We start from the raw sequence: 16560 nt of genomic DNA, 5'->3' as shown, positions 1-16560 counted from the left end.
AAAAGGTCACGGATGTCTTTGCCTTGCAATTAGCCCCCAGATAAACACAGTAGCTGCAAATAGCGCTGGCAGATAGACCATAAATCCCGGAAAAACAGCTTGTACAGATTGTTGCGCACCTGCATCATCGCCAGCCATTTCCCCTGCTGTCCATCCTAAAAAAATCGCGCCAACCCATACAATGATGGGCCATCTTGCCATAGCACGTTGAACAAGCTGACTGCCAAACATAATGATGGGAATACTTAATCCAAGGCCAATCAATAAATAGAGTAAACTGCCACGAGCTACAGCAGCGATAGCAATCACATTATCCAGACTCATGATTAGGTCAGCGAAAATAATCATACGAATGGCCCCACGTAATGATGGCGGCGCTACCGACCGTTGCTGATTTGAATGATCATCTGTTAATAATTTACCGGCAATACCCAGTAGCATAACACCGCCTGCAAACTGCAAATAAGGAATGGTAAGCAAAAATACTGCAATAAAAGTCAATATTACACGCAATCCGATAGCGCCGACTCCCCCCCACAAAATGGCCAGCTTTTTTTGACGTTCTGGCAAACTTCGGCTGGCGAGCGCAATAACAAGCGCATTATCTCCACTAAGCAACAAATTTACTACAACAATACTTGTTAATATTTTTAATGTATCCATTAACATCCATCCTATAACTCAATTTGACAATAAACAGTCATTGTTGTTAAATCACTTAATAATAGTATTTCACAGGCTAAAAATTTTACACAAAAACGCACTCTCAAACGATATACAAATGTGATACTCCTAAAAAACGAAAGCCATAACAATTCTGAGAATTATTTATGTACTAGTAACATTTATTAGGTAAAATTCGTCGAAATAAATTTTTTCCCTTTCCCCCCTTCCCCGCTATTTACTTCTACAAAACAATACACTTGCCCACCAAGGACAAACTAGTTATAATTAAAGTTGATATGACTAGGAGGAAAATAATCTTGAAATATGTATATACCATTTTAATTGGCTTCGTTTTTTGGAATTTTGGTTATCTTGTGTATTCGACTTTATATGGAATGCTAATCGTTTTCGGTGCACCTGACAGTCCTTTACTAAACACAATTGTAAAAATCGTCTGGGCGCCTCCAGCCTTGTATTTAGGCTATAAAGTGGTTATCCAGGAAATGACGCGGCGAAACCAACGAAAAAAAGAGGTTTCAAAAAAGAAATCTCCCCAAAAATAACTCAAAAGTGAATAAATAAAAAAAGGATCTATTGCTTATGCATAAGATCCTTTTTTTGCACTTAGGGTTGCACAATTTTAGCATGCGGTCCTGCCCAAGTAATGGTGTGAGCCATCCTTTTCTCTACCCAACGCCAAGGACACGGAACTTCTATTCTTGCTTCCTTCATAGTACAGTCATAAACCGTCATAAACCACTTTAAATGAGAAAAAGTATGTGTCAATTTCTGTTGAGCGGAACCAACATTTACATCAAGTCCCAGAAAAACAAAAACTTGTCTTAAGTTTTCTCTCACCATCATTTCATCTTGTTCCACATGCTCCACAGTCGGGAACTCCCACATTGAGGCTAACAGTCCCTTAGCAGGGCGACGCCGAATGAGAATACTCCCATTATGTTCTAGCAGTCCCACAGCCAATTGAGTAGGCCGTGGTGGCCGAGCTGAGCGTTTTACAGGAAAATCAATTACCCGATTCTTCTGATAGGCTTGACAGTCAATTGCAAGGGGACAACTAGGGCAACGCGGACTAGCTGGTGTACAAACAGTGGCCCCCAAATCCATCACAGCCTGATTAAAGTCACCCGACCGGCCAGCAGGCAACACACGCTTAACAATTTCCGTAATATTTTTTTTCGCTTTAGCTGTCATAATGTCTTCCGTCAAACAATAAAGTCTGCTAAACACTCTGAGCACATTTCCATCTACAGCCGGACAAGGCGCATTATGGGCAATACTTAAAATCGCTCCTGCCGTATAATCGCCAATACCCGATAATTTTTTTATTGCCTGAAGATTATCTGGTATGATTCCCCCATACTGAGCCGCCACTTGACGTGCACCCTCGTGTAAATTACGCACACGGCTATAATACCCAAGACCTTGCCAATACGTCAGGACTTCCTCTTCATCAGCTTCAGCCAGACTGCTTACACTGGGAAAACGTGCTAAAAATTTTTGAAAATAAGGAATGACTGTATCCACCCGTGTTTGTTGTAACATAATCTCTGAAACCCATATTTTATACGGATCACCGTCACGGCGCCAAGGAAGATCCCGTTTTTCCTCTTTATACCAAGAAAGCAGCTTTGCTGATAGTGATGTCACAATAAATTCTCCTTTGTCTCATTCAGAAAATTATCAAGAAAAGGACCTGCCAGTTTTGCGCAGGTCCTTTTTTAGTATACCATAATTCTAATCCTTTAAGCTAACTTCTTTACCATTCAGTATCCGATTCATATTGCGAACAGCGCACATTTTGCCGCACATTGTACACGTTTCTTGCTCTTCCGGCTGCGATTCCTTACGGAGACGACGCGGTTTTTCATCATCAATGGCCAATTCAAACATTTTTTCCCAATCCAAATCAGCCCGCGCCTGACCCATTTTATCATCCCACTCGCGTGCGCCAGGAATACCTTTAGCAATATCTGCCGCATGGGCAGCAATACGCGAAGCAATAATGCCGTCTTTCATTTCTTCAAGATTCGGCAGCCGCAAATGTTCAGCAGGCGTTACATAACAGAGAAAATCAGCACCATTTGCAGCAGCAATCGCTCCACCAATAGCACTTGTAATATGATCATAGCCAGGGGCAATATCGGTCACAAGAGGTCCAAGCACATAAAAAGGTGCACCATGACACAGGCGTTTTTCAAGCAGCATATTGGCGGCAATTTCATTTAACGCCATATGACCAGGGCCTTCAATCATAACCTGCACATTCTTTTCCCAAGCCCGTTTGGTCAGCTCACCTAGTGTCATGAGTTCCGCAATCTGTGCGGCATCTGTCGCATCATGAAGACAGCCGGGACGACAGGCATCACCAAGACTAATAGTCACGTCATGTTTAGCACAAATATCAAGCAGACACTCATAATGCTCATAAAAGGGATTTTCTTGATTATTCATTTCCATCCAAGCAAACAGTAAGGACCCCCCACGTGAAACAATATTTGTGAGACGTTTATTTTTTTTCACGCGTTCGGCAGTAGCCCGATTCAAGCCGCAATGGACAGTTACAAAATCGACGCCATCTTCAGCATGCCGCTCTACAACAGCTAATAATTGTTCTGCTGTCATATCCTTTAACTCAGCCTCATGCATCCCTACAGCATCATACATAGGCACCGTACCGATCATCGCTGGCGAATAATCAATGACCTTCCGGCGAAATTCCTGTGTTTTCCCGAAGCAGCTTAAATCCATAATTGCTTCAGCCTTGAGTTCAATGGCCTTTTTGACTTTTTCCATCTCACCATCAAGATTACAACAGTCTTTCGATACGCCTAAATTGACATTAATTTTCGTTCTCAGTCCTTCACCAACACCTTCAGCACTTAAACTAGTATGATGCTTATTGGCTGGTATAACGACCTTGCCGCTAGCAACAAGCTCGCGCAACTTATTGACATCCATTTGTTCCTTTTGCGCTACCGTCTTCATTTGTTCTGTAATAATTCCTTGTTTCGCCGCATCCATTTGCGTTGTATAACTCACAAATAGCACCCCTTCTTCTGATCATTTTTTTTGCTATCGAAACTACTTTACTATTGCTATTGCTATTTTCTGTTGTATTTCGGCAATTTTTACAGGTATATTCGATGCACCGACGATTTCCGTCACAAGTGCTACACAATTGGCACCATGTTTCACAACTTCAGCCACATTATTTGCCTTAATACCACCAATAGCCACAAATGGAATCGTAACGTGACTGACAACATAGTCAAGATAATCAAAACCCACAGGACTACATACATCTTTTTTAGTTTTTGTAGAAAAGATCGGTCCCACACCCAGATAATCAGCTCCTGCACGTACCGCTGCCTCAGCCTGCTCCGGTGAATGCGTGGACAAGCCGATGATCATGTCTTCTCCGACAATATTACGTACAACATCAATCGGCAAATCTTCCTGTCCAATATGTATACCATCAGCCCCGACCAATTTAGCTATTTCAACATCGTCATCGACGATAAACGTAGCATCATAGGCTAAGGTCATTTTACGGATTTCCTGACATTCTTCATATTTAACACGCTGTTTTTTTCCCTTTTCTCGATACTGAATAATTTTAATACCTGCTTCAAGCATTTCCTTTACAACGGCAATATTACTGCGTCCTAAAGAATATTCCTCAGCTGTCAAAGCATATAAATCAGACGGCAAGGGATTCTTTCTTTTACTCAGCATAACATTTCCTCCCCAGCAGAATCTGCTAACACATACCGCAAAATGACATCAGCTTGTTTGGCTGCTGCCACAGCTACGCGTGGTGCAAGCGGGGGCGTTTCCGCTCCGACACCTGTTTTCAGATCACCAATCATAAAAAGTCGTTCACGCAATTGATGAATGCCAATCGCATCACTACTTGCAAAACCCGCCAGTCCAGAAGCACAAACAAGCAATTTATCGGTATTAATAAAACGCTCAACAAGAAGCTTTTTGTATTTTGCCTGATCAAAGGCTTCCACAACAACATGACAGTCCACAAATACCTGAGCAAAATCCGGTTCTTCAAGTTTCCGGCAAAGTTTTTCAATCGTCACATCGGGATTAATGGCAAGTAAATTTTCAGCAAGCACATCAACCTTCGCCCGACCAACTTGGCGATTAAAATAGTACTGACGATTCAAATTGCTATAGTCAAGGATATCAAAATCAACAAGGATAAATTTTTTAAAACCCGTCCGAACTAAATGAACGGCACAATTTGATCCCAGTCCACCTGCTCCGGCAATACCGATTTTCACTGATTGAATTTTTCGAAGTCGCTCAGCCCCGATTTTTTGGATTAAAGCCTGTTCAAATTCATTCATCAAGATTCCCCAACAAGGGGCTCCCAATTTTTCATGACTGGCTGAAACCCCTGCTGCCTAATGGCTTTTTTCATTTCTTCAACATCACGCTCATCAGAAATATCAAACTGCCCTGAATTGGCATTCTTATGAATATGTCCACCAACAGCTGTACAAGAACCTGCTGACATCTTCGTCACACCAATGCCCATCATATGATTGCGGAAATCAACTGTTTCCCGCGTTGACATAGTAATACCTGAACGCTGCATAAAAAGTCGGTAAGCTAAAATATACTGCACTGTATTCATATCTGTCATATCCACCAGTGGCTGAAAATCACCCGTATGGGGGCGCATGCGCGGTACAGAAATGTTAATATCCACTTCAGGATAATGATCCTGCAAATAAGCGGCGTGAAGGCCCGTGAAAAAAGCTTCGCGGCGCCATTCATCAAGCCCCATCAGCGCACCAATATTAACACACCACATTCCTGCCTGGCAAGCTCGTTCAGGTGCATCTAACCGGAAATGATAGTCTTTTTTGGGTCCTGCCACGTGAATATCATCATATAAAGCCTCATTATAGGTTTCCTGGAACATCGTCATACTGTCCACACCCGCTTCATATAACTCCTTATACTCCTCTAAAGTCAAGGAGTAAACTTCTGTCCCAACGGATGAAAAATATTTTGTTAAAATTTTCGTACAGTTTTTCATATATTGGACAGAAGAAATGGTTGGGGCATCCCCTGTTAAATACAATATATGTTTAAGCCCTGTACTTGCAATAACCTGCGCCTCCTGCTCGACCTGCTCAAGAGTGAGCATTTTACGCGGTTGCGTATTAAGCGCACTAAAGCCACAATATTTACACTTATTCGTACAATAATCTGATAAATAAATCGGCGTAAATAACAAAATAGTCTTGCCAAAATACTTGAGTGTAATGGCCTTGGCCTTTTGAGCCATAGGTTCCAAATATTTCTCCGCTGCTGGTGATAATAAGGCAAGATAATCCAAAGCCGTCAACTGATCCTTTGCCAAGATTGTTTGAATATCCTTATCTGCCAAACCGGAAAAGAAGCCGTCATAATCAAAATTCCGGTAAGGTTTTAGCTCCTCATAAATACCGCGCGTCTTATTCATGTAAGAACCCCGTTAAAGGCGACGAAGCCTGAGCAATGGTTTGATCAACACCCAGTCCAGCTAAAAAAGCTTTACGGCCTGCAGCGACGGCCTGTCCGAAAGCTTCAGCCATAACAAGCGGCTGCGGTGAACTTGCAATAGCTGTATTTAAAAGACAGGCAGCAGCTCCCATCTCCATGGCTTCAACCGCATGCGACGGCGCTCCAATCCCCGCATCTACAATGATAGGGAGAGAAATTTCTTCAATTAAAATCCGAATAAGTTCTTTTGTTTTTAAACCACGATTAGTTCCAATGGGGGCTCCAAGCGGCATAACAGCTGATGCTCCAGCATCAACTAAAGACCTGGCAACCATCAAATCAGGGCTAATATAGGGAAGCACAACAAACCCTTCCTTAGCTAAAATTTCAGTGGCCTTCACTGTCTCATAACCGTCAGGCAGTAAATACTTTGCATCTGAAATAATTTCAACCTTAATCCAATTGCCACAGCCCGCGGCCTTTGACAGACGAGCCAGACGAATGGCCTCCTCAGCCGTGCGCGCCCCTGATGTATTCGGCAACAACTGCATGGTTTCCGGTATATGAATCAGTACATTATCTGTCTTCGACTCAAAATCAATGCGCCTAAGAGCCACTGTAATTACCTCTGCACCTGAATGTTCGGCAATGCTCGGAATCAAGCGATCATCACTATACTTACCTGAACCAATAAATAAACGACTTTTTAGTTCTCTTCCCCCTAAAATAAACTTGTCTTCTTGACTATCCATTTCTCAGCCTCCTCCTACGAACCGTAGCACTTCAATTTCATCCCGCTCCTTCAGGATAATCGCTGCCAGTTCATTGCGCTTCACAATTTTTTCGTTGTACTCCACAACGACACAGTCCAGCTCTAATTTTTTTGTCAACAGAAGCTGTTCAAGCGTCAGGGAAGATGCTAATGAAATTTCTGCACCATTTAACTTCACTTTCAAGAGCCTCACCTCTCCAAAATAAAAAAGCTCACCTCATAAAGAAGTAAGCTTTCGAATCAAAGATTTGCTTCCCTACGCTGGTATTAACCATGTCAGGTTCAGAGGGTCGAAAGGTAAACTTTCTCTCAGCCGTATGCGGCACCCCTAGCGAACTTATATTGTTATGTTTAATATAGCACAAATATTTCCTATTGTAAAGCCTCTAACACACCATTTTTATTATGGCCGTGCAACCGTCGTGGACAATGACTTCTCCCCGGTTTTTACCGCAGGATTGGACGGTTTTTCTGAACTTACAGCTGATTCATCATTTGGAACAATTTCACCAAGAGCTTTTAAAATTTTAAATTCAGGTACTTCTTGCAATGACTGAATAAAAGCCTGCCGAACTTCTGGAACCTGCATAAAGTGAAGAAGATGCTGTCGAAATTCCGGTGTCTCCATTTGTTCAGCAAGTACATGGGCTACTTCTGGTGTTTTTAAATAAGCAACCATTTCTTGCTTTCCTTCTGACGATTTTAAATAAATCATAGCCTGCGAAATAATCATCTCACGAATATCAGGGTTACTCATACCGCTTTGAACAAGCGTCATGACAGCCTTCTGCTGAATATAAGGCCTATCCACACTAAATATGAGCAAACCAGCTGTGACTATCCCCATAGTAGCCCCAATAATTATCCAGGAAAGTAGTTTTTGCACCACTCTTTTCACTCCCATCTACTCCATTACTTTTTATGGTAACCTTTTACAGTCTAGTTTATACAATAATAAAAATATCGATAAAAAATACCTTCACTCGGACATACTATGCACGAAACATCTATTCAGCACAAAAAGGAGATGTGCATCATGTCATTTAAAGATTTAAGCGATTCAACGCCCCAGAAAGAAAGCAAGCCGGCTGCTGAAAGTGTCAGCGCCATGGATGATTCCAAACAAGAATCAACCGAAAAAAAATATCGACCTTGCAAAAATTCAAACCCTACGTGATAACAAAAAAGACTGACAATCTGTCAGTCTTTTTTGTTATCACACATTGGGAACATGCACTAAGCAAATTACATAATATAGGATATAAAACAAAGGAGGTTCTCCCTATGTTTTGTCCTTATGGTAATCCTTACGGATGCCCTTATCACTATCGACCACGCCGTAAACGGTGGTGGAATTATCATCCTTACTGGTGGAATTATTACTAAAAAATTATCAACCAAACGCAAGCTCCCTTCTCCAGTTCGTATAACATAAAAATGCGACAAGCCTTAAGCCTGTCGCATAACAATTACAAAAACCTATCAATTCAATTATTTACTGTAAGTAAGTAAATATTCACTGCCCAGTTGTTCATACTTTTGTAAAGCAATCATGACTTGCACATTCTGTCGATAGTCATTTTCCAAAAGCTGTTGTCCAAGAGCTTCATTGATAATATTTCTAATTTGAAACCGTTGATATCCCAAAAATATCAACTTTTTCAGAAGCTGTCTAATATTTTCTTCAATATTCATATACATTCTCCTCCGTTCTCTATTTATACTGATAATCGTAATGCAATCAACACATGCACTACCAGCCGCTATTATCTGAACCATTACCAGTATTCTATAGATGGGAGAGAATGGGTTTAATTCTTTCACTTTAATAAACTGCTTAGTATTAACTATTTGCATTCGGTTAATGATTTTATTTAGTATATCACAATAAAGATAGAATAGCAAGAAGAATTTATTATCGTTTATCCAATTACAATAAAGGATTTTTCCTTTATTCCCCGTATATACTATAATACAGCATGAAAAAGATAGGAGTTTTTTAAACATGTTCAGACCAAATGGTAATCCGAATAAATCAAAAGCGAACTATTACTATGGCCTTATCGTCCTACTGCTTCTCATCTATCTTGGCATCTATTCTTTGATGAAATAAAAGTTTTACAGGTAGCGAAGCTTTTTTATTGTGCCTGTAGAGTAGATCACCCTAACAATTCTTCCTGCATAGACTGTAATATCAAACAAAGGAGGAGATCTACTTATGAACTTTGGTCATGGTGGCGGTTTCAATGGCTTTGGTGGTAATCAAGGGATTATCATTATACTTATTATTATTTTATTATTCTTTGGTTTTAGCAATGATTCAACATCTAGCTAATTCATAATAAAAACGCTCACCAAATATGATGGAATAAAGAGAGAAAAGCCGCTAAGCTTTCTCTCTTTTGGCATTTATATGGAAATTCAAATGCCGGATTCAGTTAGGAAAATTTATTCACTAATAAGAATAACTATTTATACTCAGTTGAAAACAACTATAAAATAAGATAGAATATAAATAATACAAGCTATAAAAATGTCTTGTTACAGACTTCAGGGAGGGAATTTATTGACACAAAAAAAATTCGTACTAAAACTCTTAAGAAAGTATATTTTACTTTTCATCGGAGCTATGATTGCGGCAGCAGGATTAGAGTTTTTCTTAGTACCCAATCAAATTATTGATGGCGGCATCGTCGGCATATCCATCATGGCAAGTCATGTAACAGGCTATCCCCTTAGTCTCTTTATTGCCATCTTAAATATCCCCTTTCTCTATATTGGCTATATGCAGATCGGGAAAAAGTTTGCCATCTCCACACTCTTTTCAGTTGTTTCCCTATCCTATTGGGTAAGCATCTTTCACCCAATTCCCGGGTTAACAACTGATTTATTTTTAGCCGCTGTATTTGGCGGCATCATTGTTGGCATCGGCACAGGATTAATTATTCGCTCTGGCGGTTCTACAGATGGCGCCGAAGTAGTTGCCATTATTTTAGATCAAAAAACAGGATTTTCAGTAGGCGAAATGGTCATGTTTTTCAACCTGTTTATTTTAACAAGTGCCGGACTGATTTTTACCTGGGATAAGGCCATGTATTCACTTGTCGCTTATTTTATCGCCTTTAAAGTCATTGATATCACCATTGAAGGACTTAATGAATCAAAAGCAGCTCTCATCGTATCTGAAAAGCCTGATGAAATCTCAGCCGCACTCATGAGCCGATTAGGCCGGGGTGTAACGATCTTACACGGTGAAGGCGGCTATAGTAAAGAACAAAAAAATGTATTATATGCTGTAATTTCGCGTCTGGAAATTTCGAAACTAAAGGATATTATTCAAGAAGTCGATGAAAACGGTTTTGTTACCATTAGTGATGTTCACGATGTAATGGGCGGACAATTCAAGAAAAAGTCTATTCATTAAAAAAAATCCCACCGAACTTTACTGTCCGGTGAGATTTCTATTTAACTGCTTTGTGGCATAAAAGTGTGACAATTTGTTTGATCACTGGTACGCGCGTTACTTTGGCCTTGATCAACCTTTACTTCAATGTCTACTGCATTACAATGTTCGCCTTGCTGCCAATATTTGCAATTTGATACCTCACATCTTACTCCCGGCAGTGCCATGCTTCCACCTCCTTAAATTTCGTCCTTAGTTTATCCGTTATTTTTCCTTCTATTCACATATTTTCGTCAATAATACTCGGTTGACTATTTTCTTGAAATTCACTGCCTCCTTGTGTCATAATAGAACTTGTAAATAAATTGGCTTCAAACTCGCAAGAGTATAATACATAACATCACAATTTATCACATTCTAGAGTGGAGGAATCTCACATGGATCTTTTAACAACCATTAAGAACAAAGCAAAATCGACACAACAAAGAATATTATTACCTGAAAGTAGTGATATTCGCGTAATTCAAGCGGCTAGAGAAATTATGGACCAAAAAATAGCCAAAATTGCTCTCGTCGGTAATCAAAAAGAAGTCGCTAAAAAGGCTTCAGAGGCCAAGGTGGATCTGACAGACATTGAAATCATCGACCCTGCTACATGTTCTCAACATGATCATTATGTACAAGCACTGTATGAAGTAAGAAAAGCCAAAGGCATGACCTTAGAAAAAGCTGCCGAATTAATCAAGAATCCATTATATTTTGGCACACTGATGGTTTATAATGGCGATATGGATGGCATGGTTGCTGGTTCACTCAGCACAACAGGCGATGTTTTACGTCCTGCTTTACAAATTATTAAAACGAAAAAACCATTTAAGACCGTTTCCGGTGCCTTCTTAATGTCAGTACCAAATTGCACACTAGGCAGTGAGGGCGTGTTCGTTTTTGCCGATTGTGCCGTAAATATTGCGCCTGACGCTCAAACACTTGCTGAAATCGGCATACAAGCTGCTCAAACAGCAAAAAACCTGTGCAATTTTGAACCTGTTATTGGCTATCTTTCCTTCTCTACCAAAGGAAGCGCCCAGCACGAATGGGTAGACAAAGTTGTAGAAGCTACAAAACTTGCTAAAGGCCTTGATTCTTCTTTAGAAATTGATGGAGAATTCCAAGCCGATGCTGCACTCATTGAATCAGTAGGCCGCCAAAAGGCTCCTGGCAGCACCGTAGCTGGCAGAGCCAACGTACTAATATTCCCTGATATTCAGTCAGGCAATATTGGGTACAAGCTTGTGCAAAGACTAGGCAATGCAAGTGCCACGGGTCCTATTCTTCAAGGGTTAGCAAAACCAGTCAATGACTTATCACGTGGCTGCAATGTCAACGATATTGTCAACATGGTTGCCATTACTTCTGTACAAGCAAGCCAACAGTAATCATTTTTGAATCAATGAAACCACGTCAAAATAAGCAGGACTGCCCACCAGGCAGCCCTGCTTATTACTATATAATCTCTTAAATCATCTTGCATTATTTTTCCTCAAAAGAACATAATAGTAAGGTTCGCTATGTACTCCAAAGGGGGAAGCTTAATGAAAGTATTCTTGGGCATTGACGTTGGATCAGTCAGTACTAATGTGGCAGTACTTAACAATCAAGATAAAGTCATCGATACTCTCTACATCCGAACACAAGGTCGACCCATTGAGGCTGTCCAAAACGGCCTGAAACAAATCAATGAACGCAATAGCAACTTAACTGTGTCAGGCGTTGGTACAACGGGCAGCGGACGACAGCTGGCAGCCGTTGTCGTCGGAGCCGATTCAATCAAAAATGAAATTACAGCCCATGCTATAGCGGCCATGCATACTGTACCTGATGTGCAAACGATTATTGAAATTGGCGGGCAGGATTCTAAAATCATCCTCATCCGACATGGCGTTGTCATAGACTTTGCCATGAATTCAGTATGTGCCGCTGGAACAGGGTCTTTTTTAGATCAGCAGGCTGCGCGTTTGAGCATGCCCATTGAAGATTTTGGAAGTCGAGCCTTAGAATCTACGACACCCATACGTGTAGCTGGGCGTTGTGCCGTATTCGCTGAATCAGATATGATTCACAAACAACAAACGGGACACCAAATTGCTGATATTCTAAACGGCCTATGCCAAGCATTGGTACGCAATTATCTTAATAATGTAGGTAAAGGAAAGAGTATTCAGGCCCCCATCCTGTTCCAGGGCGGTGTCGCTGCAAATCAAGGAATGAAACAAGCCTTTGAAAATGCCCTGGACCTCCCTGTTATGATCCCACCCCACTACAACGTCATGGGTGCCATTGGTGCCGCCCTTTTAGCAAAAGAACAAGTCAAAGAAAAGCCCTCTACTGTCTTTCGTGGTTTTGATTTAATTCATAACAACTATCGGCCTCACAGTTTTGAATGTAAGGGTTGTCCAAATTTATGTGAAATAATAGAAATCCAATTAAACAACGAAATCGCAGCACGTTGGGGAGATCGTTGTGGTAAATGGAGCAACAAAGAAACGATTCATCATTAAAACAAACTGGGTCATCCTTCCTTGCTGGAAAGACGACTCAGTTTGTTTTAGTTCTTTTTCTCTGAATACAATCAGCAAAAGCTTCCACTCGTGTCACAATACCGACATCACTCGCGTGTTCATCAAGACTTAAGGACAACAGAGGCAACTCATAATCATGGGCAATATTTTTTAGTGCATATTGCGCAACAACTTCCGGCGTGCAACCGAAAGGATAAACATGAATCAGCCCATCATAATCCTTCTGCACGCAACTAACAGCATGACCGACTGACTTTAGCCCTTCACCACCTACATGATAATGAAAATAAGGTCTGGCTTGGCTTAGACATTCTTTTTCCTCATTGTACAATCCTAAAGTCTGCATCAGTGTTTTAGCATAAGCCCACTGACCGGTAAAAGTAAATTTTTTTACTTCAATACCTTGTTTAACAAGCATATTCTCAAGTCTATGATTAACGTAGGGTTCCATTAAGACATAAAATTCGCCAAGCAAAACGACCTTGGCTGGTTGAAATTCATTAACTGGAGTCGATGCCCTTATCTCCTCCAACGCCTGTTCCCGCAAGCGCCTGATATCACGAAAATTACGACAATAAGCAAATTGCTGGATGCTTTCTTCACAAAGACGGATAATCCTTTCAGGAGCACTTGAACGTGCACCATAAAAATTTTTCGCAGCATTAATGGCATCTAGCGCTTGGAGCGATTTAAGTGCTAACATAATATTTTTCACGACAGACAGACGACTGGCCTTAGGCGCTGCTATACATAAAAACCGATACAAGTCACTAAACAGGTTATCTGTGTTGAGCGTATAAAATGCTAAATTCTTGTTTGCTGCTAAACTGATTTTTTGTACGGCATTATAAAAGCCCATGCGGCACTTACCTGCACCACAGATAGTTATTAACGTATCAGCGCCTCTATCAATCCCCTCTAAAAAATTTCCCATATTGATTTTATAAGGTAGGCACACTCCCTCTGGGGAATGGCTTGAACCTAATTCAACAGTTTTCTTGGAAATTGGTGGGGCCTTAATGACTTCAATACCTAAATTCGTCAGCATATTAAAAATTGGAATGCTTAAATATCCCATGTGAGGATAAGTTAATTTCACCCTTTCTTCCTCCATTCCATTAAATCCAAGAAGGCTTCCACTCGTGTAATCAATCCAGCCCTTCCCGTATGTTCATCAAGATTAATAATAATATAGGGTTTCCCACTTTTTTTCAAAACATAATGTTCAATATATTCGTTTACAAGTGAATCCGGACCACAACCGAAGCTTGACAGCATAATAACCCCTTTAACATCCTTCTGCCGACAAAAAAACTGGGCTGCCCCGGCAATTTTTGCTGACAGTTGCCAGTAAATATCCGACTCAAAAATCTTCGATTCATCATAGAGCACTTTACTTGCTATCTGATCAGAAGTAATCATGGTGACCCCATATGAAGTGAGTACCTGCTCAATATCATGACAGAAAAATATATCCTTTACTAAATAACTGTGACCAATCACTGCGATACTGTCCTTGCAAACTGCTTTGTCTGACAGCGCCTGACTTTTCCATGATTGAAGTGCCTGATGATAGGCAAGATATCCAGCAACAGCCGATACCCCTAAGGCATGACAAGTCGTATAAACAGCTCTCAGTTGATTTGTCAGCAAATGCTCCTCCATGTTAGGAGAAATAAGCCGCTCGGGTGACAGTCCAAAAGTATTGCAAACAATATCAGGGAGTCCGGCGAATTTAGAGCAAAAATAAAAATGCTGATGATACTGAACGATACGGGGAACAAAGATATGACTACAGCTGGAAAGCAAAGAATCAACATGCCCCAAATACACCTTAAGGGGCAAGCAGGATTCATCCATAGCCAGTATGGTGCCACGATCTAGCATGTGTTTATTTGTGCCACCTGAAACAGTAACAGGAATATTCATAGTTTGAAAAAAGCCAGTCCACAATCTCCCAAATTCATGATAAAGCATGGCCTGTGGTATACCAACTTTAATTTGCACAGCAATTCATCCTTTAGCAACAAATCAATAGATTCTCATAAGATATATAGATAGTATGAACAGATTATCGTTATTTTATAAGTAAGAAAGCACCTTCAAATTACGTAGACATAAAATAAGAATCTCAATTATCCCTTTTAAAGCGACAATTGAGACCCTTACTTTTGCTACTGATTCTTTTTCATCCAAGATACGAATGAAAAATTTATCTATTTCCTATATTGTTTTTTTGATAATACTCGATAATCTCTCTACGGCGAATAATGCCAATAAAAATATTACTGTCATCTACTACAGGTACAAAATTCTGATCAATAGCCAAAGAAAATAGTTCCTCTATTTCCGAGTTGACATGCACCGGATTATTCTTCATTCGCCAAGGAATTTCTTGAATCGTAACCTTCTCAGTATCAGCAAAAGTTAAACCCGGAGTATTTTTCATCTTCCACAGCAAATCGCCTTCAGTAAGGGTCCCAGCATATTTTCCCTGATCATCGATAAGCGGAATTGCCGTATAACGATGATATTCCATTTTTTCAAGTGCTTGTCGCATTGTACAAATTACAGGCAAGTAAACTACTTCACTTTTTGGAATCAAGAAAAAAGCAATATTCATAACACCATTTGCCCCTTTCTTAGCCTTGACTGATTTGCTAATATAGACTATTAACATCGATATATTATAACACCCATTTATTTATCTTTCAATGATAACATAATGTCTAACCGTCCTAAAGAAGTGCCTACAGGCACATGATAAGCGCTCTGCCCTCTTCTCTGCTTGAAACCGTCCTCAACACACTGCGGCTGTAAATCAACACGAAGACCGGCATCAGATAAATTACTGCAAAAAACGCCATGATGTACATTTAAAAACTCGCCTACACTATCCAGCGCCATCTCATTCACCGACCCAAGTTTTTCCCCGCTAAAACGGCTGGCAATTGCAAGTAACACGGGCGTATCCACGCTGAGGACAATTCCAAGTGTTTCATCGCCGATAACCTGTTGAGATATAAACCATTCAGTAGACTTTTCATCCTCAAAAGCTGTCGGTAACAGAAAGGGAGTAGCACTAAGAAACCGAACAATATTTCGCAGCAACAATTTTGTATAAGAATATAGCAAATCAGACTTGTCCCTCGCTGCCGAAAAATCAATACATTTTCGAATTACTGTATCATCATCTACCGCATTTAGTTCAAGAAGTGCTTCAACACCATATTCGTTACGGAAATCAACTAAAGCTTTTTCCACAGCTGTCAGTGTCATATATTTTTTATCTGCAATGGCTTGAAGTAAGTTAAGATGTCCTGAACGTTGAGTAGACAGTAGCTCTTCTACTTGCTCATCTGTTAAATAGCCTTGTTCAACGGCAATAAGGCCAAATTTTTTATCTCGCACGCGTTGAAGATAATGGACTTCTTCCACTTGAGCAGCTGTCATTAACCCGGCATTCACAGCGAGAATTCCCAGTTTCACACGAACAGCGCGTTCATATTCAAGTGCCTTGTAAAGCTGCATAGGTGTAATAATACCCTTATTCAATAAATAATGGCCAAAATATTGATCACACATGATCATTCTCCTTTTTCGCTACTCAA

20 protein-coding genes and 1 riboswitch are annotated in these 16560 nt (G+C 40.4%); of the genes, 5 read left to right on the top strand and 15 right to left on the bottom strand.

Translation table 11 applies throughout. The annotated features are described in order from the left end of the window. Window positions 1–6: 6 nt before the first annotated feature. Window positions 7–663: a TerC family protein gene (locus tag Ga0466249_RS12440; protein WP_215829790.1), complete on the bottom strand. Its 657-nt coding sequence runs from the start codon at window positions 661–663 to the stop codon at window positions 7–9. A 320-nt stretch (window positions 664–983) separates the two neighbouring features. Here Ga0466249_RS12440 and Ga0466249_RS12435 point away from each other — a divergent pair, with 320 nt between their 5' ends. Further along, the gene (locus Ga0466249_RS12435) at window positions 984–1229 is read left to right on the top strand and encodes a hypothetical protein (RefSeq protein WP_215829789.1); all 246 of its coding nucleotides are present in this window, start codon (window positions 984–986) and stop codon (window positions 1227–1229) included. A 61-nt stretch (window positions 1230–1290) separates the two neighbouring features. On the opposite strand, the gene mutY is transcribed toward Ga0466249_RS12435, so the two are convergent. The 8 genes from mutY to Ga0466249_RS12395 all read right to left on the bottom strand — a co-directional run bounded on the left by mutY (window position 1291) and on the right by Ga0466249_RS12395 (window position 7856). Further along, window positions 1291–2334: an A/G-specific adenine glycosylase gene (gene mutY / locus Ga0466249_RS12430; protein ID WP_215829788.1), complete on the bottom strand. Its 1044-nt coding sequence runs from the start codon at window positions 2332–2334 to the stop codon at window positions 1291–1293. Window positions 2335–2421: 87 nt separating this feature from the next. After that, window positions 2422–3726, bottom strand: coding sequence for a phosphomethylpyrimidine synthase ThiC (gene thiC / locus Ga0466249_RS12425; protein WP_215829787.1), 1305 nt, complete (start codon window positions 3724–3726; stop codon window positions 2422–2424). Between the two features lie 42 nt (window positions 3727–3768). After that, window positions 3769–4422 carry a thiamine phosphate synthase gene (gene thiE, locus Ga0466249_RS12420; protein ID WP_215829786.1) on the bottom strand — a complete coding sequence of 218 codons (654 nt, stop codon included), beginning with the start codon at window positions 4420–4422 and terminating at the stop codon, window positions 3769–3771. Further along, entirely contained in the window at window positions 4416–5048 is a 633-nt protein-coding gene (gene thiF / locus Ga0466249_RS12415; RefSeq protein WP_215829785.1) for a sulfur carrier protein ThiS adenylyltransferase ThiF, read from the bottom strand. The genes thiE and thiF overlap by 7 nt, the downstream gene beginning before the upstream one ends. Then, a complete protein-coding gene (gene thiH, locus Ga0466249_RS12410) occupies window positions 5048–6175 on the bottom strand; it encodes a 2-iminoacetate synthase ThiH (protein ID WP_215829784.1) in 1128 nt (375 codons plus the stop codon). Before thiH ends, thiF begins: the two co-directional genes overlap by 1 nt. Then, window positions 6168–6947, bottom strand: coding sequence for a thiazole synthase (locus Ga0466249_RS12405; RefSeq protein ID WP_215829783.1), 780 nt, complete (start codon window positions 6945–6947; stop codon window positions 6168–6170). The genes thiH and Ga0466249_RS12405 overlap by 8 nt, the downstream gene beginning before the upstream one ends. Before the next feature lie 3 nt (window positions 6948–6950). Then, on the bottom strand, window positions 6951–7160 hold the full coding sequence (gene thiS / locus Ga0466249_RS12400) for a sulfur carrier protein ThiS (protein ID WP_312889765.1): 210 nt from the start codon (window positions 7158–7160) through the stop codon (window positions 6951–6953). 43 nt (window positions 7161–7203) lie between these two features. Then, a riboswitch (TPP riboswitch) is annotated at window positions 7204–7307 on the bottom strand. A gap of 63 nt (window positions 7308–7370) precedes the next feature. After that, window positions 7371–7856: a hypothetical protein gene (locus Ga0466249_RS12395; RefSeq protein ID WP_215829781.1), complete on the bottom strand. Its 486-nt coding sequence runs from the start codon at window positions 7854–7856 to the stop codon at window positions 7371–7373. Window positions 7857–8003: 147 nt separating this feature from the next. On the opposite strand from Ga0466249_RS12395, the gene Ga0466249_RS12390 reads away from it, so the two are divergent. Next, window positions 8004–8144: a hypothetical protein gene (locus Ga0466249_RS12390; protein WP_215829780.1), complete on the top strand. Its 141-nt coding sequence runs from the start codon at window positions 8004–8006 to the stop codon at window positions 8142–8144. A 314-nt stretch (window positions 8145–8458) separates the two neighbouring features. Here the strand turns inward: Ga0466249_RS12390 and Ga0466249_RS12385 are convergent, their stop codons facing one another. Further along, the gene (locus Ga0466249_RS12385; RefSeq protein ID WP_215829779.1) at window positions 8459–8662 is read right to left on the bottom strand and encodes a hypothetical protein; all 204 of its coding nucleotides are present in this window, start codon (window positions 8660–8662) and stop codon (window positions 8459–8461) included. 838 nt (window positions 8663–9500) lie between these two features. Here Ga0466249_RS12385 and Ga0466249_RS12380 point away from each other — a divergent pair. Then, the gene (locus Ga0466249_RS12380; protein WP_215829778.1) at window positions 9501–10391 is read left to right on the top strand and encodes a YitT family protein; all 891 of its coding nucleotides are present in this window, start codon (window positions 9501–9503) and stop codon (window positions 10389–10391) included. Window positions 10392–10432: 41 nt separating this feature from the next. Here Ga0466249_RS12380 and Ga0466249_RS12375 read toward each other — a convergent pair whose 3' ends face one another. Continuing rightward, a complete protein-coding gene (locus Ga0466249_RS12375; RefSeq protein ID WP_215829777.1) occupies window positions 10433–10597 on the bottom strand; it encodes a DUF1540 domain-containing protein in 165 nt (54 codons plus the stop codon). A gap of 210 nt (window positions 10598–10807) precedes the next feature. Here Ga0466249_RS12375 and pta point away from each other — a divergent pair, with 210 nt between their 5' ends. Beyond that, window positions 10808–11806, top strand: a complete 999-nt coding sequence (gene pta / locus Ga0466249_RS12370; protein WP_215829776.1) for a phosphate acetyltransferase — start codon at window positions 10808–10810, stop codon at window positions 11804–11806. 156 nt (window positions 11807–11962) lie between these two features. Continuing rightward, on the top strand, window positions 11963–12928 hold the full coding sequence (locus tag Ga0466249_RS12365) for an acyl-CoA dehydratase activase (protein WP_215829775.1): 966 nt from the start codon (window positions 11963–11965) through the stop codon (window positions 12926–12928). Between the two features lie 37 nt (window positions 12929–12965). Here Ga0466249_RS12365 and Ga0466249_RS12360 read toward each other — a convergent pair whose 3' ends face one another. The 4 genes from Ga0466249_RS12360 to Ga0466249_RS12345 form a co-directional block, all read right to left on the bottom strand. Further along, window positions 12966–14048 carry a hypothetical protein gene (locus Ga0466249_RS12360; protein WP_215829774.1) on the bottom strand — a complete coding sequence of 361 codons (1083 nt, stop codon included), beginning with the start codon at window positions 14046–14048 and terminating at the stop codon, window positions 12966–12968. After that, window positions 14045–14956 (bottom strand): acyl-CoA dehydratase activase-related protein, encoded by a 912-nt coding sequence (locus Ga0466249_RS12355; protein WP_215829773.1) that lies wholly within the window; start codon window positions 14954–14956, stop codon window positions 14045–14047. The genes Ga0466249_RS12360 and Ga0466249_RS12355 overlap by 4 nt, the downstream gene beginning before the upstream one ends. Window positions 14957–15161: 205 nt before the next feature. Then, entirely contained in the window at window positions 15162–15629 is a 468-nt protein-coding gene (locus tag Ga0466249_RS12350; RefSeq protein WP_246588678.1) for a CBS domain-containing protein, read from the bottom strand. 20 nt (window positions 15630–15649) lie between these two features. Further along, entirely contained in the window at window positions 15650–16534 is an 885-nt protein-coding gene (locus Ga0466249_RS12345) for a chemotaxis protein CheX (RefSeq protein ID WP_215829772.1), read from the bottom strand. Window positions 16535–16560: the final 26 nt, after the last annotated feature.

This window comes from Pelorhabdus rhamnosifermentans, from assembly GCF_018835585.1.
GTDB classification, from domain to species: domain Bacteria; phylum Bacillota; class Negativicutes; order UMGS1260; family UMGS1260; genus Pelorhabdus; species Pelorhabdus rhamnosifermentans.
The sequence above is the reverse complement of the archived record's forward strand: the minus strand, read 5'-3'. Positions and strand labels throughout refer to the sequence as shown.

Bases quoted from the DNA above. Each gene is read 5' to 3' on its own strand.
- Ga0466249_RS12440 (WP_215829790.1), bottom strand. From the start codon at position 663: ATGGATACATTAAAAATATTAACAAGTATTGTTGTAGTAAATTTGTTG.
- thiE (WP_215829786.1), bottom strand. From the start codon at position 4,422: ATGCTGAGTAAAAGAAAGAATCCCTTGCCGTCTGATTTATATGCTTTG.
- thiF (WP_215829785.1), bottom strand. From the start codon at position 5,048: ATGAATGAATTTGAACAGGCTTTAATCCAAAAAATCGGGGCTGAGCGA.
- thiH (WP_215829784.1), bottom strand. From the start codon at position 6,175: ATGAATAAGACGCGCGGTATTTATGAGGAGCTAAAACCTTACCGGAAT.
- Ga0466249_RS12405 (WP_215829783.1), bottom strand. From the start codon at position 6,947: ATGGATAGTCAAGAAGACAAGTTTATTTTAGGGGGAAGAGAACTAAAA.
- Ga0466249_RS12390 (WP_215829780.1), top strand. From the start codon at position 8,004: ATGTCATTTAAAGATTTAAGCGATTCAACGCCCCAGAAAGAAAGCAAG.
- Ga0466249_RS12385 (WP_215829779.1), bottom strand. From the start codon at position 8,662: ATGAATATTGAAGAAAATATTAGACAGCTTCTGAAAAAGTTGATATTT.
- Ga0466249_RS12380 (WP_215829778.1), top strand. From the start codon at position 9,501: ATGTCTTGTTACAGACTTCAGGGAGGGAATTTATTGACACAAAAAAAA.
- Ga0466249_RS12375 (WP_215829777.1), bottom strand. From the start codon at position 10,597: ATGGCACTGCCGGGAGTAAGATGTGAGGTATCAAATTGCAAATATTGG.
- pta (WP_215829776.1), top strand. From the start codon at position 10,808: ATGGATCTTTTAACAACCATTAAGAACAAAGCAAAATCGACACAACAA.
- Ga0466249_RS12365 (WP_215829775.1), top strand. From the start codon at position 11,963: ATGAAAGTATTCTTGGGCATTGACGTTGGATCAGTCAGTACTAATGTG.
- Ga0466249_RS12350 (WP_246588678.1), bottom strand. From the start codon at position 15,629: ATGTTAATAGTCTATATTAGCAAATCAGTCAAGGCTAAGAAAGGGGCA.
- Ga0466249_RS12345 (WP_215829772.1), bottom strand. From the start codon at position 16,534: ATGTGTGATCAATATTTTGGCCATTATTTATTGAATAAGGGTATTATT.